The organism is Cohnella lubricantis (genome assembly GCF_014212015.1).
In the GTDB taxonomy this organism is placed as follows: domain Bacteria; phylum Bacillota; class Bacilli; order Paenibacillales; family Paenibacillaceae; genus Cohnella; species Cohnella lubricantis.
On the sequence record NZ_JACJVN010000009.1, the window covers coordinates 1 to 24416 of the forward strand.

Below are 24416 nucleotides of genomic sequence, written 5' to 3' on the forward strand. Positions count from 1 at the left end.
AGAGGTCGATCAGATCGACTGGATCGGCGGGAGCAAAGCGAAGAAAGCAGGCTGCTCAACGTTGAACAGGCGGAATACACGCCATGTTCCTGTCGAGAGCCTGCCTTCATTAACAATCGCTTTAATACCCGCGCATCCGGGCAACGGGCGGATCGCGATCGCCTTCGGCCGTTATGGCGGGATCGTTCTCGCCCCCGGCCGCCCTCGACCGGGCGGAAGCGCCGCGCGAAGCGACGAAGTCGGCGAGCCGCCAGTGGTCAGGCGACAGCGCGCACACCGGATCCGCGTTCCGCGCATCGCCCGTCAGCAGATAAGCTTGGCACCGGCAGCCGCCGAAGTCTTGGTGCCGGCGGTCGCAGCTGCGGCACGGCTCGGGCATCCAGTCTTCGCCGCGGAACGCGGTGAACGCTTCGGATTCTTGCCAGATCCAACCCAGGCTCCGCTCTTTGACGGAGTCGAAGCGCAGCGTCTCGATCCCCGCCGCGGCCGTGCATGGAAGCGCGCGGCCATCGGGCGTGACGGTGAACGAGATGCTGGCCCAGCCGCCCATGCATGGCTTCGGATATTCCGCATAGTAGTCCGGCACGATCCAGATAAGCTCAATAACGCCGCCTAACCGCGCCTTGCTTCGCATATAAGCTGCCTCGGCGGCTTGAAGCTGCTCCAAGCTGGGCAGCAGATATTCGCGGTTCGCGAATGCCCAGCCGTAATATTGGACATTAGCCAGCTCCAGCCGCTCTGCCCCCCAAGAGACGCACAGGTCGATGATCTCCTCGACCTGATGCAGATTATGCCGATGCAGCACGGCGTTCGCCTGCAGGGGAATGCCCTCGGCCTTGATCCATTCCGCGGCTCTGCGCTTCAGCTCGTGCGACTTAATGCCGGCGATGCGGTCGGACAGCTCCCCGTCCGATGCCTGCACGCTAAGCTGCATGCTGTCCACGCCTGCCTCCGCGAGACGCCGCACCCGCTCGCGCGTCAATCCGACGCCGCTCGTGATCATATTCACGAACAGCCCCAGCTCCCGAGCGCGCCGAACGAGCTGCTCCAGATCCTGCCGCAGCAACGGCTCTCCGCCCGTGAAATGCACATGCGCGACACCCAGCTCAGCTGCCTCGTCCAGCACTCTCAGCCAATCGGCGGTACCAAGCTCGTTCTCTCTCTTCTGCAATTCCAATGGATTAGAGCAGTAAGCGCAATGAAGAGGACAACGGTGCGTCAGCTCGGCCGTTAAGGCATAGGGAGCTTTCAGCGTGTGCGCCGCATTCGAGGAGGAATTCGATTTCGAAGAGTGATCAGCATTCACAGAGTGATTAGTTTTCAAGGTCTGATTCGCATTCATCAAGGTCTGATTCGCATTCATCAAGGTTTGATTCGCATTCAATGAGTGATCAGCATTCGAAGTATGCGCCGCGTTCACAGTATCAGGCGCATTCATAAGGTGCTCATGGCTTGATCTCACGGCTCCACCCACCCTCTGTCCGCGGCTAACATCAGAAACTCGAGAACATCCCCCTTCAAATCCGTCTGTCCATACGCGGACTCGAGCTCTCCGACGATCTCCGAGACCGTCCGCTGCCCGTCGCACAGCCGCAAGATTGCGGCTGCAGTGGCGTTCAGGCTCACGACTCTCTCCGGCAGGAGCAGCAGCTCCGTCTGCCGGAGGGAGTCGTACTTGAGCCGCGCCGGACGGCGCAGCCGCGGCTTCGCTTCCGGAACCGGCTCCGGCAGGCTCATGTGGCCACCTCCTTGTTGGGATAAGCGTGGCTGAGCGCATCGAGCAGCGCCCATAGCACGTCGCATTTGAAGGAGAGCGCGGCGATCGCCTGTTCTTGATCGTCGCGGCTCTTGCATTCGCGCAGCACAAGCTCCAGCCCGTGATCGGCATCGCGCGGCGCTTGATGAAGCCGGGCGCGGAAGTACTCCAGCCCCTCGGGCTTAATCCACGGATAGAGCTCCAGGAATACGCCGATCCGCTTGGATACGAGGGTCGGCGCGAACAGCTCCGTCAGCGAGGAAGCGACGGCGATCGGCCAGGGCTGCAGCCGGCAGAAATTTACGTAAGCGTCGACCGCGAAGCGGACGGCAGGCAGAACATGCTTCTCACCTAGCATCTCGTCTCTAGGAATTCCGCACGCTTCGCCTAGCCGGACCCATGCCTCAATGCCGCCCTCGCTCCCTTCGCGGCCGTCATGGTCGATAATACGCTGAATCCACTTGCGCCTGTCATCGCGCGAAGGCAGCTTGGACAAGATCAGCGCATCCTTGACCGGGATGTTCTTCTGATAGTAGAAACGGTTCGCGACCCAAGCGCGAAGCTGCTCGGGACTTAGCTTCCCGTCATGCATGCGGATATGATAGGGATGCTTATCGTGATAGCGCCTTTCACCTACCTCTCGCAGGCGATTCGTTAATTCCTCATTCGACAACAAGAAAGCGTCCAACCTTAAACCTCCAGTTCCATGCCGTCATAGCCGACTTCGATTCCGAGCGCGTCCAGTTGGCGGCGTTCGGGCGAGTTCTCGTCCAGCATCGGATTCGTATTGTTGATATGAATATAGATTTTGCGGCGAACGGGCAGACGGACGAGCTTCTCCATTGTGCCGCCCGATCCGGAGACGGCCAGATGTCCCATATCGGCAGCGCTCCAATCGGAGATGCCCAGTGTCTGCAGCTCGTCGGAACGCCAGAAGGTTCCGTCCACCAACAGGCAGTCCGTGTCCGCGGCATGCCGCTCCAGCTCCTCGCTCCATCGCTCCACGCCCGGCGCATAGACGGCGACGCCGCCGGTGGCCGTATCCTCCAATCGGTAGCCGACGACCCAGTCGCCTCCCAATCTCTCAGACCGCGTTCCGTCCGCATAGCGAGGCGGTTTGCTGCCCAGCGAGAACGAACACACCTTTACTCTTCCCTCAAAAAGAGGAAAAGATTCCCTCGGACGCGCCTCCTCCCATCGGAAGCTGGCGAAGGGCTCCACGATGCTCCTCACCGGAAAAGAACGCACCAGCGCCGCAAGCACCGGACGCGGCGCCCAAACGCTCAGCTCCGCGGACTGCCGCAGCTGAAGCAAGCCTGCGGTATGGTCCAGCTCCGCGTCGGTCAGCAGCACGCCGGCAATCGGGGAGCCGCGCACGTCAGGGCCGGCCTGCAGCTGCGGAGCGGCTTCGATCTGGCAGCTGATGTCTGGCGACGCGTTCAGCAGGACCCAAGCCCGGCCGTCCGCGGAGACGGCAAGCGAATCGTTCGTTCGGGGACGGACGGCAGGGTCCCCGGCCCGCGCCCTGCGGCAGTTCGGGCAGGCGCAGTTCCACTGCGGCAGCCCTCCTCCCGCCGAAGCGCCCAAGATGCGAATCTGCACGCGATCCCCCCTCTTCTGGACAGTATCGCCTAACTCTGGACAATAGAAAGGCCGGAGAGTCTCCGGCTCAGTGGCGTTATTTTTGATAAGCATAGGAAGTCACTTCAGCGCACACCTCAATGACCTCGAAGTCGGGCTTCACCCACATCGATCCCACCTCCCTTCCAGCGGCGAATGGGCATTTGTCATTAGTATATGTGGCGCCCGCTGTTCCATAACCAGAAAGTTCCTCCGAATCGGACAACATCTCTATTCCCGGCGGCGCAAGAGGGTAGATTCGCCTCGGAAATAGCAGCATCTTGCCGTCAACTGGCGTCGAATTTACATTCCGTTAACAATGGGCAGAACTTGCCCATACATCCGAGTGGTACGGTTAGGACAAAAGTACGATGCCGGGAATGTACGTCTATGCGCGCTGGAAGATTCATGAACCTCTTATCCAACACCTACGCTCATCTGAATAGCTTCCGCCAAGAGGCGGCGGCGACTGCCGAACGCTTCATGCGGCATGGTCTCTTGCGCTCGAACAAGTCTCTTCATTCGGAGGAGTCATACGTGGAGGGGAATCGTCTAAGCATTTGGCCTAATCGGGATTGGATTCACGAGTTGTCTGCCGCCGCTGGAAGCGGACCGCTCTGTCTGATGATCGTCCATTGGAGCCGGAAGCAACGAACGGGGGACGGAGAGCGGGACCAAGCGGAAACGCCGCTTCGCATGCGCAGGCTTCTGCGCGCCGCTGCATATCGGTTCCGCAGCCAAATGGACGGCCGGACGGAATGGGTGCAATCCGGCGATACGCTCGTTCTGCTGACAGTCGTTCCGGAAGCTCCGCAAGGGACAGATCGCCATGCGCTTCCGGGAAGATTGGAGTATTTGCTGCGGGAGACGGTCTTCCGCACGATGACAAGCAAGCTCGCAGGGAGCTTGTCTATTCGGGAAGGCACGTTCCGCTTCGGATGGGCATGGTTGGATTGGACTTGCGGACAAGGCGTGAAGCGGAGCGGAAAGCCGAGAGCGGAGCCGCCCGCAGCGGGTGGGGCGAAGTCGGAGGAAGCGCTGTTGTCCGCTTGGCAGATGGCTTGGAAGCGGACGCTGGACGCTTCGGCTGTCATGAACGGAGCCGCCTTCCGGAAGGAAGACCCGATGTCAGCGGGCGAGATCGAGATCCGGTACGCGCCGATGCTGTCCTTGCTTGACGGCTCGCTGTTCGGCTTTGAAGCGGTTCCGTATCGGAGGCGTACGGGACAGAGGTGGCCCGCGGCCGCCATGCTCGCGGAAGCGGAAGCGGCCGGCAGGCTGTACGAGTGCGACCGGCGCTTCCGGGAAGCGGCTATTCGCGCGCTGCCGATCCGGCACGGGGAAGCGAGGCTGTTCATTCAGGCTTCGGCTTCGATCATGAACGATGCTAGGCTGTATCCCGGCACGACGTTAAGAAGAATGGAAGCGGCCGGCATCCGGCCGGAGCATGTCGTGCTGGTGTTCGAAGTCGGAACGCCGTCTGCCGAGAGAGACGGGGATGCGCTTCGGGCAGCCGTTCGGCATTACCGCGACCAAGGCTTTCGCATCGCGCTAACCGGTATCGAAGCGAAGCGGGAATCGCTGCTGCGCATGCTGACGCTGCATCCGGATTACGCCCGGATCGATGTCGGCTGGATGGCGATGGAAGAATCGGACGACAGCCGAACGATCGATGAGTCGCTTCTCGGAGCGCTCTCCAGGCTGGCGCGGAAGGAGCAGATCGTCTTGCTGGCGGGCGGCATCGAGCGGGATTCGCAGATCGGCCCTTTGATCGCGAGCGGTATCGTGTACGGCCAAGGGAGCTGGATCGGGCCGGAGGCGGCGGCGCCTGCTTCAATCGGGCGCCACGTTCGCGACCGCATCCGCCTTGAACTGAACAAGCGTTACCGCAGGGAAGGCGGCTCCTTGTCTGAGCTTAGCGCGCCCGTCGAGACGTTCAGCCGGCAGACGCCCGTGTCGGATATCGCGCGGCATTTCGAGAGCCGTCGAGATATCCACGGGTTCGTCATCGCCGAGGAAGGGCGCCCCGTCGGATTGCTCATGAAGGAGAAGCTCCATCAGCTGCTGTCCGGTCAGTTCGGCTTGCCGCTCTATTGGAACCGTCCGGTGGATAAGATCATGGATACGCAGCCTCTCATCGCGGACGAGTCCACCCCGATCGATCAAGTGTCGCAGATGGCGATGGCCCGGGAGCCGGACAAGCTGTACGACGCGGTCGTCGTGACGCGGGACGGGCTCGTGAGCGGCATCGCATCGATTCGGTCGCTGCTGGAATGGGTGACGAACGCCCGCATGACGGACGCCCAATGGGCCAATCCGCTCACCGGATTGCCAGGCAACGAGCCGATCCGCAAGGAGCTGACCCGGCGGATCGGGGAGGGCAGGCCGTTCGCGGTGCTATATGCGGACGTCGACTACTTCAAATGGTTTAACGACCGGTTCGGCTTCCATCGCGGGGACGAAGTGATTCGGTTCACCGCAGACGTCATCGTCTCATCCGTACAATCCGGCGCGCAGGAAGACGCATTCGTCGGCCATATCGGCGGGGATGACTTCATTGCGGTCATCGGCTGTGAGGAGGCGAACGAGCTGTCCCGTCTCATTCTGGAACGGTTCGAGCAAGGGATCGCCGGTTACATCGGTTCCGATGCCGGTCCGGTCGTAGACCGGGAAGGCCAGCCCGTGGAGGCGGAAGGGTTGTCGATATCGCTGTCGCTGCTCCTATGCGAAGATTCGGGCGGCTGGACGCCGGATCGGCTGGCGGAGCGGGCGGCGCATCTGAAGAAGCGAGCCAAGCTCCAGCAGGGTAATTCCTTCGTGTGGGAATCGATCCGCCAGGAGCCGATTGCAGCCAACAATATGAAGCATGGAGTGGAGTCATCTTGAAGAACATCGGGTGGAACAAGACAGGCTGGAGCCGGCTCCAGGAACAGGCGAAGAGCTGCGGCTATGCAGAGGATAATGGCGTTAGACTCGGTTTGATTGGTTTGGATTGGCGGGAGAACGGCTTGCAGGTCGACAAGAGAACGAGCGACCGCCATTGGACGGAGTGGCTTCGCGAGGCGCTTCCGGATGAGAACGTCTGGTTCGTAGACCGGATCTCCAGCCATTTATGGTTCGTCGCGGAAGCGACGGAATGCTCCGTGGAAGCGGCGGAAGCTTGCTTGGCAGCCATCGCGCGCAGGCTGCGGCAAGCGCTCGGCGCTGCTCCCGGCGTGCCGGAGGACGGCGAAGGGTTCGGCGTTGCCTTGATGAAGCTGGCTTCCGGCCGTTCGGCCCAAGAAGCCGCATACGATGCGCTGCTTGATGCGGTCGGCCGAATGCGCCGATGGCAGGAAGCGGCTCCCGCCGATCGGGAGCTGCGCCGTGAGATGGAGCGGATTCTGCAAGAGCAGAGCATACGCAGCGTCTTCCAGCCGATTATGCGAATAGCGACGGGAGAGGTATTCGGGTTCGAGGCGCTGACGAGATGCCCGGATCGCTGCCATTTCGACGGACCTCAGGGGCTATTCCAATTCGCAGAGCGGGAGGGCTACGCGTACTCGCTCGACAGGCTGGCACGGGAGAAGGCGATCCGCAGCTGTCCTCCGCTGAATGCCGCGCAGAAGATCTTCCTGAACGTGACAAGCGGCATCATGAAGGACCCGGGGTTCGTCTCCGGACAGACAATCCATTGGCTTCGCCAGAGAGGGCTGCATCCGGGGCAGATCGTCTTGGAGCTGACGGAGAGAAGCTCGATCGATGACTTCTCCGAAGCCAAGAAGGTGCTGGAGCATTACCGCAGCCAAGGATACGAGATTGCCATCGACGACGCGGGAGCGGGCTATTCGTCGCTTCAGTCGATTGTGGAGCTGCAGCCGGACTATATTAAAGTCGACAAGTCGCTCGTCCAGAACGCGGATCGCGACGAGATGAAGAAGCAGATGCTGCGAACGTTCGTCCGATTCGCCAGACGGATGGACATCCGGACGGTAGCCGAAGGCATCGAGCGCCCGGAGGAGCTGCGGCTGCTGCGAACGCTCGGCATCGACTTCGGGCAGGGCTACCTGCTTGGACGGCCGGGCGAATACGGAACGGGTCCCGTTGCGGGCGGCTTGCCCAATGGGTAGGCAGTGGAGGATCCCGGAGAAGTCGGGTTACAGCGGCTCAGCAGAGCCCGAGCAGGCCTGTAACCCGGAGAAGTCGGGTTACAGCGGCTTAGCAGAGCTCGAGCAGACCTGCAACCCGAAAAAGTCGGGTTACAGGAGCTCAGCAGAGCCCGAGCAGGCCTGTAACCCGGAGAAGTCGGGTTACAGCGGCTTAGCAGAGCTCGAGCAGACCTGCAACCCGAAAAAGTCGGGTTACAGGAGCTCAGCAGAGCCCGAGCAGCGCTGTAACCCGAAAAAGTCGGGTTACAGGAGCTCAGTAGAGCTCGAGCAGGCCTGTAACCCGGAGAAGTCGGGTTACAGGAGCTCAGCAGAGCCCGAGCAGCGCTGCAACCCGGAGAAGTCGGGTTACAGGGGCTCAGCAGAGCCCGAGCAGGCCTGTAACCCGGAGAAGTCGGGTTACGGCGGCTCAGCAGAGCCCGAGCAGCGCTGCAACCCGGAGAAGTCGTGTTACAGCAGCTCAGCAAGAACCCGAGCAGCGCTGTAACCCGAAAATATCGGGTTACAGCGACCCCTCGCCTAGCGCCATCACTTGCGTTGTCGCCGCAGCTCCAGCCTTCGCTCGTTCCCCTAGCCTTTATCGCTCGTCTACCGGCCTTTATGGTATGATATCGCTAGATGAATTTACCGGACATAGCGCTGCCGGAGAAGGTGGATGAACAATGGGGAATGACCGTCAGAAGGTGCTTCTGATCGACGGCAACAGCATCGTGTATCGGGCTTTCTTCGCGATGCCGCCGCTGACGAACAGCAGTGGATTACATACGAACGCGGTATTCGGCTTCACGACGATGCTGCTCAAGGTCATGGAAGAGGAGAAGCCGACGCATCTGCTCGTCGCGTTCGACGCGGGCAAGGTGACGTTCCGGCACGAAGGCTACGGCGAGTACAAGGGCGGCCGGCAGAAGACGCCGCCGGAGCTGTCCGAGCAGTTCCCGCTGCTCAAGGAGCTGCTGAGCTCCTTCTCGATCGCGCAGTTCGAGCTGGGCGGCTACGAGGCGGACGACATCATCGGCACGCTCTCGCGAATGGCCGAAGAGAAGGACATCGAGACGGTTGTCGTCTCCGGCGACAAGGACATGCTTCAATTAGCATCGGAAAAGGTAACTGTGCTGCTCACCCGCAAGGGAGTCAGCGAAGTCGAACGGTACTCGCCCGAGGCAGTCGGAGAGCGATACGGGCTGACCCCGCAGCAGATTATTGACTTGAAGGGTCTCATGGGCGACGCCTCCGACAACATTCCGGGCATTCCGGGCGTCGGCGAGAAGACGGCGCTGAAGCTGCTGGCGGAATACGGTACGGTCGAGAATGTGCTCGCGCATATGGGCGAGATCAAGGGCAAGCTCGGCGAGAACGTGCGAGCGCACGAAGAGGACGCGCGGATGAGTAAGCGGCTCGCGACGATCTTCCGCGAGGTGCCGCTGGAACGGACGCTGGACGAGCTGCGCTGGAGCGGCTATGACGCGGCGGAGCTCGCGGCCGCGCTGCGCAAGCTCGAGTTCAAGTCGCTCATCGAGCGGCTCGACCTGAGCGCGGCGGCGGTCGGCGCCGCAGACGCGGATGCGGCCGGAGCGGCTGCCGGACAGGCCGCCTACGAGACGGTATGGGTCGCTGGCGCAGCGGATTGGCAAGCGCTGAATGAAGCGCTGCCGCAGGCGGAGGCGCTGCTTGTGGAGTCGCATGGCGACAACCCGCACCAGGGCGAAGGCATTGGCCTCGGCATTGCGGCGGAGGGATGCATATTCGTCGTGCCTTACGCGGCGCTGGCATCGGAAGAGGCGAAGCCGCTGCGCGATTGGCTGGCCGATGAGCAAGCCGCCAAGACCGGCTATGACCTGCATCGGGCGGAGCTCGTGCTGGCGCGGTCCGGCATCGCGCTTCGGGGGCTCGCGTTCGACGTGCAGCTCGCCGCGTATCTGCTCGATCCGACGGAGGCCGATCCGTCGCTCGTCGGGCTTCTTCAGCGGCACGGGCTGCCTGTGATCGCCGCGGACGAAGCGGTGTTCGGCAAGGGCGCGAAGTTCCGCGTGCCGGAAGACGAGGCGCTCGCCGCCCATCTGGCGGCGAAGACGGACGCGATCCGGCGGCTCGCGGCTCCGCTCGCCGAGGAGCTGGACAAGGCGGGCATGAGGACGCTCTACTACGAGCTGGAGCAGCCGCTGTCGGTCATTCTCGCGGGCATGGAGAAGCAGGGGATCAGCGTGCGGGCCGAGGCGTTAGAGGAGCTGGGCAAGGAGTTCCAGGTTGGGATCGAGCGGACGATGGCGGAGATCTACCGTCTGGCGGGCTGCGAGTTCAACATCGGGTCTACGAGGCAGCTCGGTGAAGTGCTTTTCGACAAATTAGGCCTCCCCGTTATCAAGAAGACGAAGACCGGCTATTCGACGGACGCCGAAGTACTGGAGAAGCTGGAGCCGTATCACGAGATCGTGCGCCTCATCCTGCATTATCGGACGCTGACGAAGCTGCAATCGACGTACATTGAAGGGCTGCTGAAGGAGATTCGGCCGGAGGACGGCAAGATTCATACGTATTACCGTCAGACGATCGCGGCGACGGGACGGCTGAGCAGCCAGTACCCGAACCTTCAGAACATCCCGATCCGGCTGGAGGAAGGACGCCAGATTCGGAAGGCGTTCGTGCCTTCCGAGGAGGGCTGGCTCATTCTCGCGGCGGACTATTCGCAGATCGAGCTGCGGGTGCTGGCGCATATCTCCGGCGACGAAGGGCTGAAGGAAGCGTTCCGCAACGAGATGGACGTCCATACGAAGACGGCGATGGACGTGTTCGGCGTGACTGCGGATCAAGTCGATTCGAACATGCGGCGGCAGGCGAAGGCGGTCAACTTCGGCATCGTGTACGGCATCAGCGATTACGGCCTGTCGCAGAACTTGAACATCACGCGCAAGGAAGCGGCCGCGTTCATCGATCAATACTTCGGCGCCTTCCCTGGCGTGAGACGTTACATGGACGACATCGTCGCGCAGGCGAAGCAGGACGGCTATGTCACGACGCTGCTGGAACGGCGGCGTTATCTGCCGGACATTCGCGCGTCGAACTTCAACCTGCGGTCGTTCGCGGAGCGCACGGCGATGAACACGCCGATTCAAGGTACTGCGGCGGACATTATCAAGCTCGCGATGGTGCGGATGGACGAGACGTTGAAGTCGCGCGGGCTGCGCAGCCGGATGCTGCTCCAGGTGCACGACGAACTTGTCTTCGAAGTGCCGCCGGAGGAGCTGGAGATGATGAAGGAGCTGGTGCCGAAGGTGATGGCGGAAGCATTCCCGCTTGATGTGCCGCTTAAGGCGGACGTGAACTTCGGCGTCAACTGGTACGAAGCCAAATAGCGGCGGGGAAGTCCGAACCGGTGGTTCGGGCTTTTCCTATCCTATATAATGAGAGAAGCTCATATGTTAGTAAGGAGGGAATTGACAATGCCGGAGCTTCCGGAGGTCGAGACGGTGCGGCGCACCTTGAATAGCTTGATTACCGGGAAGACAATCCGCCAAGTGACGGCGACCCTGCCGCGCATACTGCAGCGTCCGGACGATCCCGACGCCTTCGCAGCGACGCTGGAGGGACATACCTTCCTCGGCGTGGAGAGACGCGGAAAGTTTCTGCGGTTCGTCATGGACGGGCTGGTGCTCGTCTCCCATCTGCGGATGGAGGGACGCTACGGCGTCTACCGCGATGACGAGCCTGTGGAGCCGCATACGCATGTTATATTTCATTTTACCGACGGTACGGCATTGCGATATAAGGACGTTCGTCAGTTCGGAACGATGCATCTGTTCGCGCCGGGAGAGGAATTCCGTTCCGCACCGCTGAAGAAGCTTGGTCTGGAGCCGCTGGACGAGTCGTTCACCTATGAAGCGTTCGTCAAGGCGCTTGGGAAGCGAACCACGAAGATAAAGCCTCTGCTGCTGAACCAGGAGGTTATCGTCGGGCTTGGCAATATCTATGTCGACGAGGCGCTGCACTTGGCGCGCATTCACCCGGAACGGGCGGCCGACACGCTGACGGGCCCCGAGAAGAAGCGGCTGTACGAAGCGATCTGGAGCACTTTAAGCTCGGCGGTGGAAGCCGGCGGCTCTTCGGTCAAGTCGTATGTGAACGGACAGGGCGAGATGGGCATGTTCCAGCACCGGCTCCGAGCTTACGGCCGGACGGGCGAGCCTTGCGGCGAGTGCGGGACGCCGATCGTCAAGTCTATCGTCGGAGGCCGCGGCACGCACGTCTGCCCGAAGTGCCAGAAGGCTCCGAAGGGAAGCGGAGCCGCGGCGAAGAGCGCATCGGAATCGCGGCCAACGGCGAGAACGAAGGCGAATTCGGTCAAACTTCGGCTGGATGGGCAGGATCGGGCGTCCCCTTTGTCGAAATCATAAGAACAAGCACCATGATCCGCGTCGGATTGTGGGCAAACGGAAGCAGCCAGCGAATGAAGAAGAGGTGCATCAGGTGAATATCGGACTGACAGGCGGAATCGCCGCTGGCAAGAGCACCGTCAGCCGAATGCTGACGGACCGCGGAGCGGCCCTTGTCGACTTGGATCAAATCGCCAGAGAAGTGGTGAGTCCGGGGCAAGAGCCGCTGCGGCTTATCGCTGAGCGCTTCGGTCCGGCCGTCCTAAGCGCTGACGGGACGCTGAACCGAGCGAAGCTCGGCGAGATTGTGTTCTCGGACGATGCCGAGCGCAAAGCGCTCGAAGCGATTACGCATCCGGCGATCCGGGCGCGAATGCTGCAGCTTATGGAAGCGTTCCAGCGCGAACGGCCGGAGCAGCTGGTCGTGGTTGACGTCCCGCTGCTATTCGAGTCGGGGCTCCAATCTTATTTTCAACAAATCATGGTCGTTTATGTTCCGAGATTTGTACAATTGGAGCGGCTCATGAAGCGCAGCGGATTGGCGGTGGACGAGGCGAATCGGCGGATCGACGCACAGATGGACATTGAGGAGAAGCGGCGGCTGGCGGATATTGTCATCGACAATTCAGGCGGCCTCGAGGAGACGGCGGAGCAAGTCGAGCGGTTCTGGCGGGGCAAAGGATTGGCATGAAGAAGAACAGCAACGCGAAGAGTAAACGAAGAAGAGTTGTCCTGCTGCTTCTGATCATTATCGTCGGACTGCTCTTCATTCAATCGGAATGGCTTGGCAGAACGATCTATCCGATATACTATAAGGAAGAAATCAAACAAAGCGCTGAATTGTACGAGCTGGATCCGCTCCTGATCGCTTCCATCATTCGGGTGGAGTCGAATTACAAACCCAGAGCGGTATCGCCCAAGGGCGCCATCGGCATTATGCAGCTGATGCCGGACACGGCAGAGTGGATTCTGTCCCATGACAACTTCGGTTCGATCTCGCTTGACGATATCGGGCGCCAGCCGGAAGCGGGCATTCGAATCGGCACTTGGTACATGAAGGATCTGCTGCGGCAATTCGACGGGAATCTGGTCGTATCGCTGGCCGCGTACAATGCGGGTCCGGGGAAGGTACGGCAATGGCTGAAGGACCGGACGTGGGACGGCAAGGCGGAGTCGGTCGCCGATATTCCCTATGGGGAGACAAGACAGTATGTGCAGAAGGTTCTCCATTACTACAATAAGTACAAGGAAGTTCATAAGGACTTATAACGCGCGTTTGCCCGTCTAACAAGAGAAAGCCTTGAAGCCGCAAGGGCTTCAAAGCTTTTCTCCTTTATCGTTTACTGAACATTACCTAAATTGACCGGCAAGTTGCTGCTCGGCGATCTGAACCAGACGTTTCGTGATTTGGCCCCCGATATGGCCCGTATCGCGCGTTACCATGTTACCGTAGTAACCGTCTTGCGGCAGGGTGATACCGAGTTCTTGCGCCACTTCATACTTCAATTGGTCCAGCGCGCCGATCGCTTGAGGGACGACCAGCTGATTGCTGCTACGGGATCCTGCGCCCATTGTTGTTCACCTCCTTGCGGTTGGTACAAGTATTATGACCAATCTGCTAAGCTTCATGTAATCACCTGTTTGGGAAATATCGGATAACGATATTTAGCAAGGCGAATCGGAAGGAGATGAGAAGCGTGAGATGCCCTTTCTGCGACTTTAACGGAACGAAGGTGCTGGATTCGCGGCCGGCCAACGACAACAAGTCGATCCGCCGCCGGCGTGAGTGCGAGCAGTGCAGCCGCAGATTCACGACGTTCGAGATGGTTGAAGAGACGCCGCTGATCGTCATTAAGAAGGATGGCGGACGCGAGGAATTCAGCCGGGACAAAGTGCTCCGCGGGCTGCTGCGCTCTTGCGAGAAGCGCCCGGTGTCGATCGAGCAGCTCGAAGTGATCGTGTCGAACGTAGAGCGGGAGCTGCGGAATACCGCGAATCCGGAGATCGAGAGCCGCGTCATCGGCGAGCTGCTCATGGAGCAGCTGTACGCTGTCGACGAAGTCGCATACGTCCGGTTCGCTTCTGTGTACCGGCAGTTCAAGGACATCAACATGTTCCTGAAGGAGCTTAATTCGCTCATTAATAAGCACGGCATATAAGGGATAAAGTTTGAAAATAGTTGACATGCCTTTTGCTCTTGTGATACACTCTTTCTTGTCGCCAAGATAGCTTGCGGCAAGATTTATGGGGAATTAGCTCAGCTGGGAGAGCGCATCGCTGGCAGCGATGAGGTCAGGGGTTCGATCCCCCTATTCTCCACCAAGTCCCATCATATGGGCTCTTAGCTCAGTTGGTAGAGCAGTTGACTCTTAATCAATTGGTCCAGGGTTCGAGTCCCTGAGAGCCCACCATATCTTTAAACGCGGAAGCGGCAGCGATGCCGTTTTTTTTGTTGTTTTTATCCGCCATAAATCCACTTTTCTCGCCAAATTCAGAATTTTCCTCCTATTTATTGACAATAGTAGGACAAAAGCCTTATCCTTTAAATAGGGGGCAATGCGGAAGCGGCGGAGGGATTTGAAGATGTTGAACCGAAGGGATCTCTTGATCTCATACACGAGTAATTTTACGACTCACCACCGTATATTCGTGGCGGAATGGAACAGACGCAACACGACTGAAATCACCTATGCCCAGGGTATGATCTTGAACTTATTAGCGGCGGAAGGACCGAAGCAAGCCAAAGAACTTATTCGAGACGTTATGATTACTTCCGGCGGAATTACATCGATTGCCAATAAACTGGTGGACCGCGGGTTGATACGCCGTTCCAGAGCGGATCACCAGGATCGCAGAGCTGTTATTCTGGAAATAACCGATGCAGGACGAGACATGCTGAAGATTCTTGATCAGATCAGGGACGAGACGCTTGATTCGATTTTTAATTGTCTGTCAGATGCGGAGATTGCATTCTTGGAGCGCATCTATTGGAGATTAAACATGGACGGCCGGATAGGCACTCAGGATAAGGTAGCCCGAAGCTCCGTTTGAAGCTTCGCGCTTTCTATGAAAAGTTGGAAATATCTGATCCTTGGAACAACAAAGCTGCAGGCATCGTCAGCTACGGATCGACGGGAGGAGCCCGCGCTGCGGAACATCTCCGCGGAATTCTGGGCGAGCGTCAACGTGATGCTGGATCAACTGGTTGCATGGAGCGGCGCATTGAAGACGTTGAGATAACGAGATGCTCCGATATGGAAACATCTTATACAAGACTCCCGCTTAGGCGGGAGTTTTCTTTATCCATCGATGAAAATATAGGAAAAAAAGCTCGTTGACAGCGGCTGATCCAAAAGTAATAATTACCTGTGGTTCGAATTTCCTATCGCAAAATGATTTATCAGATAGGGCAATGCTTTTTTTCTATATGTTGTCACTCTCCTATTTAAGCTTACAGGCAGCCAGGATCGACATTAGGAATGGGAAGGTGATGGAAATGACAATCAATGTCCTCATGTACGGTTGCTCCTCAATGAAGCAGATCAAGCGCGAGATCCCCCTCGTTCGCCGCTATTTGTCTTTGTCCTCCTAACCCCGATCCTCCATTCATTCCTTGACGCATGTATGCGAAAAGAGCAATAAACAACACGGAATACGGAAGGAGGATGCTTGCGTTGTCTGAAATGGAACAGTATGTAGAGTTCGGTATCGGAAACGAGAATTACGCCATCCGAATATCGGAAGTGCACGAGATTATCCGAATGCAAGATATTACGGAGATTCCCAACGGTCCTTCTTATGTGAAGGGCGTTATTAATTTGCGGGGCCGAATCGTTCCGGTGATCGGTCTGCGGGAAATGTTCGGACTTCCAGATAAGGAGTTCGGCAAAGCGACCCGAATCGTGGTTCTTAACCATCTAGAAGAATTCATCGGCATCGTGGTGGATCGCGTGAATCAAGTAGTCTCGTTCGAGAATACGCAGCCCCCGCCTGATCGGATCGGCGGACTGAACGGCAACTTATTCACCGGCATCGGCATCTCCTCCACGGGGTTGGTTGGCATCCTCAAATTAGACGAAGTGCTCCTTCGGAATTAGGGGAGGGGCTCGATTGAACGACTTATCTCAGTACATAGACATCTACCTGGAAGAATTGGATGAACAACTTAATGCCGTCGAGGAAGAGATGCTCCGGCTGGAGCAAGAAGGATCCACGGAGTCGGGCATCCAACGTCTGTTCCGGGCAGCCCATACGCTGAAAGGATCTTCGGCGGCGATGGGATTCGCGAAGATGAACGAATTGACGCACGAGATGGAGCACCTGCTGGACCTGGCCCGCAACGGACAGCTCTCCTTCGCGACGCCGATGACGGATCTGTTCTTTCGCTGCTTGGACGGAATGAAGAAGCTTCAAGCCGAGATCGTTCGAAGCGGTCAAGAGCAATTCGATATCGGGCCGTTAATTCTTCAACTGCGCGAGTACACGAAGCGGAACAGGCCTGTCGCCGAGGCGGATTCGTTCGATGCTGCGCCCCCGGAAGCTTGGCGGAATTTGCAATTGAACGCCGTGCACGGACGCCTGGCGGTCAAACTGCGGGTGAGCCTTGCCGACACCTGCGAGATGAAGGCCGTGCGAGCGTATATGGTTGACGTTCAGGTTCGCGAGCTGGGATACGTGGCTTGGTCGAACTTGACCGATCCGGAACCGAACGGCGACGATCCAGGTTCCTTCGTTTGGCTGGCGGCGATTGCCGTGCAGGCGGACGAGCTCGAAGAACGAATCGCTGGCATGATGGACGTCGAGAATGCCGCCGTCGAGATGTGCGATTTGGCCAGCGTCGGCTTTGAAGCAGAAGCGCACGCGCGCGAACCGGGCGGGAACGGGGAAGAGCCGGCTGAATCCACAAGCGCGGCCGATCGATCGAGATCGCAGACGGTTCGGGTTCAAGTCGATCGTCTGGAGCACTTAATGAATCTGGTCGGGGAGCTTGTGATCGACCAGACCCGGATGCAGCAGCTGCAGAAGCTGTTCCGGCAACAGCTCGGATCCGACGATCATGTCGATGCGTTGTCGGCTCTGTCCGACCATCTGACGAGGACGGTCGGGGAGCTTCAGCAGAGTGTCATGAAGGTCCGCATGCTGCCGCTGGAGCACCTGTTCAACCGGTTCCCGAGAATGGTTCGGGACACGGCGAGAACGCTGCAGAAGGACGTGGAATTCGTCGTCGAAGGCAAGGACGCCGAGCTGGACCGGACGATCATCGAGGATTTGGGAGATCCGCTCACTCATCTGATCCGCAATGCGCTCGATCACGGTCTTGAAGCCCCCGTGGACCGGATCCAAGCAGGCAAACCGGCGAAGGGGACGCTTCGGATCAGCGCCATTCACGAAGATAACCAAGTCGTCATTACGGTTGAAGACGACGGGGCCGGTATCCGAGCGGAACGAATCCGCCAATCGGCAGTCGCCAAAGGGATCATTGCGGCGGCGGATGCGGCCAAGTTGATGGATGCGGAGGCCGTTCATCTTATATTCCGGCCAGGCTTCTCGACGGCGTCAACGGTCAGCGAAATATCCGGCCGCGGCGTCGGGATGGACATTGTCCGTACCGAGATCGAGCGTCTGAATGGGACGATCGAGATCGACACCGTTCCAGGCCAAGGGACCCGGTTCGTCATCCGGCTGCCGCTGACGCTCGCGATTATAACCGGCCTTCTGGTCCAGGTGTCCGAGAAGGAATTCATTCTCCCCATGAGCAGCGTAGCGGAAATAATTCGGACCGAAGCTTCGGAGATCCGGACCGTCAACGGGAACCCGGTCGTCAAGATTCGCGATCAGATCGTTCCCATCGTCTGGCTTCACGACGCGCTGCGGCTGCCGAGAGGCGAGGCGAGACGCAAACAGATCCCGCTTGTCATCGTTGGCCGCATGGAGAAGAGGCTGGCCTTGGCCGTTGACGACCTGCTGGGCAATCAAGAAGTCGTCATCAAGTCACTCGGCACGTTCATCGGCCAAGCGGACGGTGTATCCGGAGCGACCATACTCGGGAACGGCAAAGTCGCGATGATATTGGACACGACCAGCATCTTGAAGTGGGTCGAGGCCTTGTAGAAGAAAGGGCGATTCGCCTAATTCCAATAACTTTCAGAGGAGCTTCCAAATGAAATGGTTCACGAATCTTAGAACGAGCGTCAAACTCATCTCTTCCTTCCTGACGCTCTCCGTATTGCTCGCTGCCATCGGCATTTATGGAATCGTCAATTTGAACAAAATGAACAACAGCTTGGACTTTATGTACGATGGCAATCTCTTGTCGGTAACGAACCTGCTCGAGGCGAAGTCGAGCGTCAACGAGATTCGCAAGGTCGTTCGAGATCTCTACATCGACAAGACCGCCGAGCAAATAGCGGAGAGGCAGCAGCAATTGGACGGTTACATCCAGACGGTAGAACAAAGGATGGGCGAATTCGGCGAGACATGGCAGAGCGAAGAATCCTTGAAAATATACGCCAAGTACTCCGACAGCTGGGCGTCTTATTTGGACGATATTCATAAAGGCTCCGAGCTGGCGGATCAGTTCAAGGATGACGAATTGCTGATCCTGATCCAAGGGGACATGGACGAGAAGTCGACGGAGCTCCGCCAAGTGCTGGACGATCTGATCGAAGTGAATAACGCCGACGCCGAGCAAGCCAAAGTCGACGGCAACCAGCTGTACCAGACGTCCCGGAACATCACGATCGCGGTCATCGCGGTCTCCGTCTTGTTGTGCATCGTGCTCGGCATCTTCGTGTCGCGGGTCATCTCCAAGCCGTTAAACGATGTCGTCCGGCTCGTAAGGAAGGTAGCGGGCGGAGATTTGACGGAGACGACCGATTACCGTTCCAAGGACGAAGTCGGCGCGGTGGCGATGGCGACGAACGATATGGTGGGCAACCTGCGTTCCATCGTGGGCAACATTACCGAATCCTCGCTTGGCGTAGCCGCCGCGGCCGAGCAGATCTCGGCCAGCACCGAGGAGATCGCGAACGGTTCCTCGGAACAAGCCCATTCGGCGCAGATGATCAACGAGCTGTTCTCCGAGCTGTCGACGGCCATTCATTCGGTTGCGAAAAATACGGAGCAGGCGGCGGAGATCTCGGATCGGACGATTGAGATCGCGGAGCAAGGCGGCCAGGTGATTCAGTCTTCGTTGGAAAGCATGAATACAGTTCGAACGCAAATGTCCCGGCTCGAAGAGGATTCCGCGAAGATCGGCGACATTATCGAAGTCATTGAAGACATCTCTGATCAGACGAATCTCTTGGCATTGAACGCCGCTATTGAAGCCGCCCGCGCGGGCGAGCAAGGAAGAGGCTTCGCCGTCGTGGCCGACGAAGTCCGCAAGCTGGCCGAGCGGAGCGGGGAAGCGACGAAGCAGATCGCCGTTATCATTAAGGGCATGCAGGAGAATACGCGCCATAGCGTACAAGCCTTCGAGGAGAGCTCCAGCCTGTCGAAGGAGACGGGGGCGTCATTCCGCTCGATCGCCGAGATGGTCAATCGCGCGGGAGAGAAGGTGTCCGAGATCGCCGCCGCGAGCGAAGAGCAGGCCGCTCAATCCTCCAGCGTACTTACGGCCGTGGAGAATATCTCCTCCGCCGCTCAAGAATCGGCCGCCAGCAGCGAAGAGACGGCGGCAACCGCCCAATCGCTCTCGCAGCTTGCGGAAAGCCTGCAGCATTCCGTCAAGGCCTTCAAGCTGTCTTAACACACGGCTAAGCGAGGAAACGCGAATAATATAGCACCTTTTGGCAGAACTTCGATTCTTGCCGCGCTGGCTATCGCCGCCGGCTGCTCTGATTCTAATGCCGGGACGGATCGGCAAGCGGCGCCGGCTCCGGCGAGGACGGAAGCTTACATTCCCAAACAAGCTTACACGCCTTCTACGGCGTGTTTTTTTGTTTCCTCCGATTAGACAAGCCGCCGTCCGAACGAGCATACAATGGTTGAAGTGCTGAGATAAGGCTGGTGGAGAGGATTGAAGCAGAAGCAACTCGCGTTGCGCAATTTGAGAATCGAGATCCTATCGACGATGCTGGGCGGCTTGGGAACGGGGATGATCGTGCCGTTCCTGGCCGTCATGGCGTTGAAGTACGGAGGCGATGCGCTCGATACGGCTGTTATTGCGGCAGCGCCGGCGGCGGCGAATTTGTTGGCCCTGCTGTGGGGCAGAATGACGCAGAATTATGACCGGGTCCGGCTGATGTCTCTCTTATACGGTTCAGCTCGTATCTTTATCTTGTTCATGGCGTTCACGACGCAATCATCCATTCTGGTGCTGCTCACGGTCATGTTCTACGTCATGCTGAGCATTGCGATGCCTTCCTATGTCGGCTTGATGCGCACGATCTATCCGGAAGCCAAACGGGCGAGTTATATGGCCTATGTCCGTATATCCGGCGGAATTGCCGTGATGGCAGGGACGTATACGGGCGGCCATTGGCTGGACGGCCGCTTCCGTCTCGCCGTTCTTATCTCGTGCGGGTTAGGCATAGCCGGAATGGCTGTGTTCAGCCGGATTCGCGAGCCTATTGCCGGACGCGAAGAGGACGAGCAGGGCGGTTCGAGCCTGAAGGATTCCGTAGCCGCGATCAAGCTCGACGGCGCGTTCCAATTGCTATTGCTTGGTGTCTTCATCTATGAATTCGTACAACTGCTTCCAGCCTCGATCTATCCCATATTCCAGTTGAATCACCTGGGTCTCTCGTTCGGACAGATCGGCCTGCTAAGCATCGTGATGACGGCGGCGGCGTTGCTGTTCAATCCAATCTGGGGAGACATCATCGACAAGCGCTCAAGCTCCTCGGTTCTGTTCATTTGTGCGATGCTGGGCGCGTTCTATCCGCTCGTCTATTGGCTCGTTCCCCATCCGTTCGCGATTATCTGCGCATCATTCGCGGCAGGCGTTGCAGGAGCGGGAATGGATCTGGCCTGGATCGGCTTCATCTCACGCACGGCAGGCCGGCACATTACATCGTACAGCGGAGTGTACTTGACCCTGGTCGGAGTCCGCGGCATTCTCGCGCCGCTATTAGGCGCAATCGCGGCGAGGCGATTCGGCATGGATTCGGTCATAGCGCTGTCCTTTTCCTTTACGCTGTTGTCGCTAATTCCCTTCTTTCTATTGATTAAGAGGGAGCGGTATATCTAAGGAGTCGGCATCGCCAAGTGCGGTATGCGGAAATGGGTGCTTTACCATAGGCGCGAAATCCAACTATAATGGCAATAGTCTGACCATAATCCGACGGTTAGCGACAGCGCCGTCCTAAGGGAGAGATTCGATGCCGAACGACCGTACCTTTCGCAATCCGATCGTCGAGAACGCAGCCGATCCTTGGGTGTTCAAGCACTCCGACGGCAGCTACTACTTCATGTGCACGAGAGGGACCTGCTTGGAGCTTACGCAATCGGACACTTTGACCGGAATCGCGAAGGGGCGCAAGCAAGCGATCTGGACGCCGGAGCCAGGCGGCCGATACAGCCACAACCTGTGGGCGCCGGAAATTCATTATGTCGACAACAAGTGGTATATCTACTACACGGCCAACGACGGCGGAGGCGACGAATCGCGCCGGATCTGCGTGCTGGAGAACGAAGCCGCGGATCCGCTCGAGGGAGAGTGGACGTGGAAGGGCGCGCTTGAGACACCGGTTGCCGGTCTGGACGGCACGGTAATGGAGGTGCGCGGACAATTGTACTTCTTGTATGCCGGATACGGACGATTCCCGGATTACGGGTCCGCGATCTACATCATGCGCATGCCGAATCCATGGACGGTGACGGGCGACCACGTCATGCTGACGGCCCCGACCTTAACGTGGGAGAAGCAAGGCGGCATGGCTATCAATGAAGGGCCGGTCATTCTGAAGAGGAACGGACGCATCTACCTCGTCTATTCGGCCAGCACGACATGGTCCGAGGATTATTGTCTGGGCATGCTGACAATGGAGGAGCAGGCAGACCCGATGTTGGCAGCATCATGGGCCAAATCGATGGAGCCTGTCTTCCGCAAGAGTGTGGAGAATGGCGTCTATGCCACTGGACACAACAGCTTCACGCAATCCCCGGACGGCGAAGAGGATTGGATCGTTTATCATGCGCTTCCGGCACCCGACGCGCCTTTGAGCCTGCGGGCAACGCGCATTCAGTCCTTCGGCTGGCATTCGGACGGAACGCCGGATTTCGGATCTCCATTCGGCGACGAGCAGGCTTTGGCAATTCCTTCGGGCGAATGACGGGCGGAGTTTCTTTTCAATAAACACGGGGCTTTTGTCTCTATTAGTACAACAAATGTGTAACAAAACGATATAATTATACTTCTAATCCAATAGGGCGGCATCGTATTTGAACTCAGATACGAAGGGCCGCCCTCTATTTTGTTCTTTTGTTTTAAGGGATTTTCATGTCTTCGGTAGGAGGCGGGAGCTCGATCCGTTGACTTCTTACGTTGCTGATGTCAAAAATTAATTACATGAAATATGAATGAAAGCGTTGACACATATCAATACCGGCCTTATACTTTGGAATATGATACAGAAAAATTGTATTGTATCGAAAATGTTATTTTAGAACAGAATTTCCAAGCGAAGGGGGAACGAAGGGGGCAGTTGCAGGCAACATTGAAGAAGAGTCATTTTATCATTCATTTATCGTGGGAGGATAAACATGGGCAAAAATAAAAAGAAGTTCTTAAGCCTGTTAATGGTATCAACACTGGCAATCTCCATGGTAACCGCTTGCAGCAATTCGAACAATGAGCCTGCGAGCTCCGCCTCCAGTTCCGCTTCTACGGACGGAACCGCTTCCCAAGCACCGGTTAATTCGACGGCATTCGAGGATATCAGCGCAGATATCCGCGGCAACACCGCGCCGACGCAGGAGCAAATTGATCTCGTGAACAATTCGCTCAACGATACTTATCTCGCCGACATGTTCGACACTAAACTCCCGACCGATTACTCGGCGTACCCATACAAGAAGGACGTCACCTTGGACGTCTGGGTTCCGGCGACCTCCGACGTTCCGGACTGGAATAAGCATATCGTTCAACAGCAAGTTCAGAAGCTGACCGGAATTAAGGTTAACTTCATCTCGCCTCCGGTAGGACAGGAAGCAGATAACTTCACGCTGATGATCTCTTCCGGCAATCTGCCCGACATCATCATGGATCCGGGCCGGTATCCGGGAGGCGTCGCCGCAGGCGTCACCGACGGCGCTTACCAGGACCTGACGGACTTGATGGAGAAGTATGCGCCGAACTATTCCGCATGGCGGAATTCGGAAGAGATGAGAAGAAAGACGACGATCACCGACGACGGCAAGCTGCTGGGCTTCTACGGGCTCGCTCCGTATTCGGAGTGGATGTGGTTCGGCATGCTGATCAAGCAGGAAGCGCTTGATAAGACCGGCATGGAGATTCCGACGACCGTTGAAGAATGGCATCAGTTCCTGCTGAAGGCGAAGGAAGTCGGCTACAGCGAGCCATTGAACTACGGTTCGACATATGGCCAGATCTTCACTGGCATTATCAACGGCGCCTTCGGCGTATGGGATTGGACGTTCCAGGACGCGAATGGCAAGGTTCAATGGGGCCCTGCTCAGCCGCAAGCCAAGGATTACCTGGCAACGATGGCACAATGGAACAAGGAAGGCCTGCTCAATAAAGACTGGGCAACTGCCGACTTCAACCAGCGCATGGCAGAAGCAGTATCCGACAAGACCGCGGTTATGATGGACTCCCCGGATACGATGTGGAGTTATTGGAAGCAGCAGAACAATATCGACTTCGTTGGCGCGCTGAACCCGGTTCTGAACGAAGGGGACAAAGCGCAGACGACCTACAAGAACTGGATGGTAACCGGCATGAACGCCGCAGTTACTACTCAAGCCGATGATGTAGAAGCAGCTATGCGCTTCCTGGACTTCAGCTACACCAAGAAAGGCTGGGAGCTGTTGAACTACGGTCTCTACGGCAACTATCACCTGGTAGACGAGAACGGCAAGCCGTACTTCCAAGCCGACAGCTACATCTATAAGGATCCGGACGGCGCTCCGGTGGCGTCGACGCTCCTGAAGTACCGGAACCACAACTGGCCGGATATCCGCGACGAGCATAACGCCAACCCGAATATCGTGGCGGAAGGAAGCTATTCCGGCGATATCCGGAAGTACTGGACGGAGAATATGGATACGAGCGTGGCTATGCCTCCGATTACGTTCACGCAGGACGAAGCTTCAAGAGAGGCTGAGCTTGGCAGTCAGCTGTCGACGCTTCGAGGCGAATACTTCGCGAAGATCATTATGGGTCAATTGCCGGTAGACGCTTATGACAAGTTCCTCCAAGAAGCGAAGAACATGGGGCTGGATGAATTCCTGAGCCTTCATCAGGCGGCATTGGATCGTTATAACCAAAGATAAGCTCCTTACAAGCATGATACATGGAGAGACGGGCATGATTGTAGCGTCATGCCCGTCGATCTCTATGTC

Annotated in this window: 21 protein-coding genes, 2 tRNA genes and 1 pseudogene; 18 read left to right on the forward strand and 6 right to left on the reverse strand. The window is 57.9% G+C overall.

Annotated elements, in window-relative coordinates; translation table 11 throughout:
* Positions 1-121: 121 nt before the first annotated feature.
* The 5 genes from pqqE to pqqA all read right to left on the reverse strand — a co-directional run bounded on the left by pqqE (position 122) and on the right by pqqA (position 3506).
* Positions 122-1306 carry a pyrroloquinoline quinone biosynthesis protein PqqE gene (pqqE, locus tag H4Q31_RS01695; protein ID WP_311771660.1) on the reverse strand — a complete coding sequence of 395 codons (1185 nt, stop codon included), beginning with the start codon at positions 1304-1306 and terminating at the stop codon, positions 122-124.
* A gap of 152 nt (positions 1307-1458) precedes the next feature.
* Positions 1459-1737, reverse strand: a complete 279-nt coding sequence (gene pqqD, locus H4Q31_RS01700; RefSeq protein WP_185177344.1) for a pyrroloquinoline quinone biosynthesis peptide chaperone PqqD — start codon at positions 1735-1737, stop codon at positions 1459-1461.
* Positions 1734-2444: a pyrroloquinoline-quinone synthase PqqC gene (gene pqqC, locus H4Q31_RS01705; protein ID WP_185177345.1), complete on the reverse strand. Its 711-nt coding sequence runs from the start codon at positions 2442-2444 to the stop codon at positions 1734-1736. Before pqqC ends, pqqD begins: the two co-directional genes overlap by 4 nt.
* A 2-nt stretch (positions 2445-2446) precedes the next feature.
* Complete coding sequence (gene pqqB / locus H4Q31_RS01710; protein WP_209703554.1) at positions 2447-3358, reverse strand: pyrroloquinoline quinone biosynthesis protein PqqB; 912 nt, start codon at positions 3356-3358, stop codon at positions 2447-2449.
* 76 nt (positions 3359-3434) lie between these two features.
* Entirely contained in the window at positions 3435-3506 is a 72-nt protein-coding gene (gene pqqA / locus H4Q31_RS22060; RefSeq protein WP_512698812.1) for a pyrroloquinoline quinone precursor peptide PqqA, read from the reverse strand.
* A 260-nt stretch (positions 3507-3766) separates the two neighbouring features.
* On the opposite strand from pqqA, the gene H4Q31_RS01720 reads away from it, so the two are divergent.
* The 7 genes from H4Q31_RS01720 (at position 3767) to H4Q31_RS01750 (ending at position 13157) form a co-directional block, all read left to right on the forward strand.
* On the forward strand, positions 3767-6262 hold the full coding sequence (locus tag H4Q31_RS01720) for an EAL domain-containing protein (protein WP_185177348.1): 2496 nt from the start codon (positions 3767-3769) through the stop codon (positions 6260-6262).
* Positions 6259-7485 (forward strand): EAL domain-containing protein, encoded by a 1227-nt coding sequence (locus tag H4Q31_RS01725; protein WP_185177349.1) that lies wholly within the window; start codon positions 6259-6261, stop codon positions 7483-7485. Before H4Q31_RS01720 ends, H4Q31_RS01725 begins: the two co-directional genes overlap by 4 nt.
* Positions 7478-8008, forward strand: a complete 531-nt coding sequence (locus tag H4Q31_RS01730; RefSeq protein WP_185177350.1) for a hypothetical protein — start codon at positions 7478-7480, stop codon at positions 8006-8008. The genes H4Q31_RS01725 and H4Q31_RS01730 overlap by 8 nt, the downstream gene beginning before the upstream one ends.
* A 175-nt stretch (positions 8009-8183) precedes the next feature.
* On the forward strand, positions 8184-10871 hold the full coding sequence (gene polA / locus H4Q31_RS01735) for a DNA polymerase I (protein ID WP_185177351.1): 2688 nt from the start codon (positions 8184-8186) through the stop codon (positions 10869-10871).
* 87 nt (positions 10872-10958) lie between these two features.
* Positions 10959-11909 carry a DNA-formamidopyrimidine glycosylase gene (mutM, locus tag H4Q31_RS01740; RefSeq protein WP_185177352.1) on the forward strand — a complete coding sequence of 317 codons (951 nt, stop codon included), beginning with the start codon at positions 10959-10961 and terminating at the stop codon, positions 11907-11909.
* Positions 11910-11982: 73 nt separating this feature from the next.
* Positions 11983-12579 carry a dephospho-CoA kinase gene (gene coaE / locus H4Q31_RS01745; RefSeq protein WP_185177353.1) on the forward strand — a complete coding sequence of 199 codons (597 nt, stop codon included), beginning with the start codon at positions 11983-11985 and terminating at the stop codon, positions 12577-12579.
* Entirely contained in the window at positions 12576-13157 is a 582-nt protein-coding gene (locus H4Q31_RS01750; protein ID WP_185177354.1) for a lytic transglycosylase domain-containing protein, read from the forward strand. The genes coaE and H4Q31_RS01750 overlap by 4 nt, the downstream gene beginning before the upstream one ends.
* An 81-nt stretch (positions 13158-13238) precedes the next feature.
* Here H4Q31_RS01750 and H4Q31_RS01755 read toward each other — a convergent pair whose 3' ends face one another.
* Positions 13239-13460, reverse strand: a complete 222-nt coding sequence (locus H4Q31_RS01755) for an alpha/beta-type small acid-soluble spore protein (RefSeq protein ID WP_185177355.1) — start codon at positions 13458-13460, stop codon at positions 13239-13241.
* 125 nt (positions 13461-13585) lie between these two features.
* Here H4Q31_RS01755 and nrdR point away from each other — a divergent pair, with 125 nt between their 5' ends.
* The 11 genes and pseudogenes from nrdR to H4Q31_RS01805 all read left to right on the forward strand — a co-directional run bounded on the left by nrdR (position 13586) and on the right by H4Q31_RS01805 (position 24347).
* The gene (gene nrdR / locus H4Q31_RS01760; protein ID WP_185177356.1) at positions 13586-14047 is read left to right on the forward strand and encodes a transcriptional regulator NrdR; all 462 of its coding nucleotides are present in this window, start codon (positions 13586-13588) and stop codon (positions 14045-14047) included.
* 87 nt (positions 14048-14134) lie between these two features.
* Positions 14135-14210 (forward strand) — tRNA-Ala (locus tag H4Q31_RS01765).
* A gap of 13 nt (positions 14211-14223) precedes the next feature.
* Positions 14224-14299, forward strand: a tRNA-Lys gene (locus H4Q31_RS01770).
* Between the two features lie 172 nt (positions 14300-14471).
* On the forward strand, positions 14472-14939 hold the full coding sequence (locus tag H4Q31_RS01775) for a MarR family winged helix-turn-helix transcriptional regulator (RefSeq protein WP_185177357.1): 468 nt from the start codon (positions 14472-14474) through the stop codon (positions 14937-14939).
* Between the two features lie 35 nt (positions 14940-14974).
* Positions 14975-15128, forward strand: a pseudogene (locus H4Q31_RS21465) (NAD(P)H-dependent oxidoreductase); the annotation flags it as partial.
* A gap of 443 nt (positions 15129-15571) precedes the next feature.
* Entirely contained in the window at positions 15572-15985 is a 414-nt protein-coding gene (locus H4Q31_RS01780) for a chemotaxis protein CheW (RefSeq protein ID WP_311771665.1), read from the forward strand.
* 13 nt (positions 15986-15998) lie between these two features.
* On the forward strand, positions 15999-17999 hold the full coding sequence (locus H4Q31_RS01785) for a chemotaxis protein CheA (protein ID WP_185177359.1): 2001 nt from the start codon (positions 15999-16001) through the stop codon (positions 17997-17999).
* Between the two features lie 49 nt (positions 18000-18048).
* The gene (locus tag H4Q31_RS01790) at positions 18049-19638 is read left to right on the forward strand and encodes a methyl-accepting chemotaxis protein (protein ID WP_185177360.1); all 1590 of its coding nucleotides are present in this window, start codon (positions 18049-18051) and stop codon (positions 19636-19638) included.
* 270 nt (positions 19639-19908) lie between these two features.
* Positions 19909-21081 (forward strand): MFS transporter, encoded by a 1173-nt coding sequence (locus H4Q31_RS01795; protein ID WP_185177361.1) that lies wholly within the window; start codon positions 19909-19911, stop codon positions 21079-21081.
* Positions 21082-21211: 130 nt separating this feature from the next.
* Positions 21212-22165: a glycoside hydrolase family 43 protein gene (locus H4Q31_RS01800; RefSeq protein ID WP_185177362.1), complete on the forward strand. Its 954-nt coding sequence runs from the start codon at positions 21212-21214 to the stop codon at positions 22163-22165.
* 430 nt (positions 22166-22595) lie between these two features.
* Positions 22596-24347, forward strand: coding sequence for a type 2 periplasmic-binding domain-containing protein (locus tag H4Q31_RS01805; protein ID WP_185177363.1), 1752 nt, complete (start codon positions 22596-22598; stop codon positions 24345-24347).
* Positions 24348-24416 lie beyond the last annotated feature (69 nt).

Coding starts and splice junctions, on each gene's coding strand:
- pqqD (WP_185177344.1), bottom strand. CDS start 1,737: ATGAGCCTGCCGGAGCCGGTTCCGGAAGCGAAGCCGCGGCTGCGCCGT.
- H4Q31_RS01720 (WP_185177348.1), top strand. CDS start 3,767: ATGCGCGCTGGAAGATTCATGAACCTCTTATCCAACACCTACGCTCAT.
- H4Q31_RS01730 (WP_185177350.1), top strand. CDS start 7,478: ATGGGTAGGCAGTGGAGGATCCCGGAGAAGTCGGGTTACAGCGGCTCA.
- polA (WP_185177351.1), top strand. CDS start 8,184: ATGGGGAATGACCGTCAGAAGGTGCTTCTGATCGACGGCAACAGCATC.
- mutM (WP_185177352.1), top strand. CDS start 10,959: ATGCCGGAGCTTCCGGAGGTCGAGACGGTGCGGCGCACCTTGAATAGC.
- H4Q31_RS01750 (WP_185177354.1), top strand. CDS start 12,576: ATGAAGAAGAACAGCAACGCGAAGAGTAAACGAAGAAGAGTTGTCCTG.
- H4Q31_RS01755 (WP_185177355.1), bottom strand. CDS start 13,460: ATGGGCGCAGGATCCCGTAGCAGCAATCAGCTGGTCGTCCCTCAAGCG.
- H4Q31_RS01775 (WP_185177357.1), top strand. CDS start 14,472: ATGTTGAACCGAAGGGATCTCTTGATCTCATACACGAGTAATTTTACG.
- H4Q31_RS01780 (WP_311771665.1), top strand. CDS start 15,572: ATGGAACAGTATGTAGAGTTCGGTATCGGAAACGAGAATTACGCCATC.
- H4Q31_RS01790 (WP_185177360.1), top strand. CDS start 18,049: ATGAAATGGTTCACGAATCTTAGAACGAGCGTCAAACTCATCTCTTCC.
- H4Q31_RS01800 (WP_185177362.1), top strand. CDS start 21,212: ATGCCGAACGACCGTACCTTTCGCAATCCGATCGTCGAGAACGCAGCC.
- H4Q31_RS01805 (WP_185177363.1), top strand. CDS start 22,596: ATGGGCAAAAATAAAAAGAAGTTCTTAAGCCTGTTAATGGTATCAACA.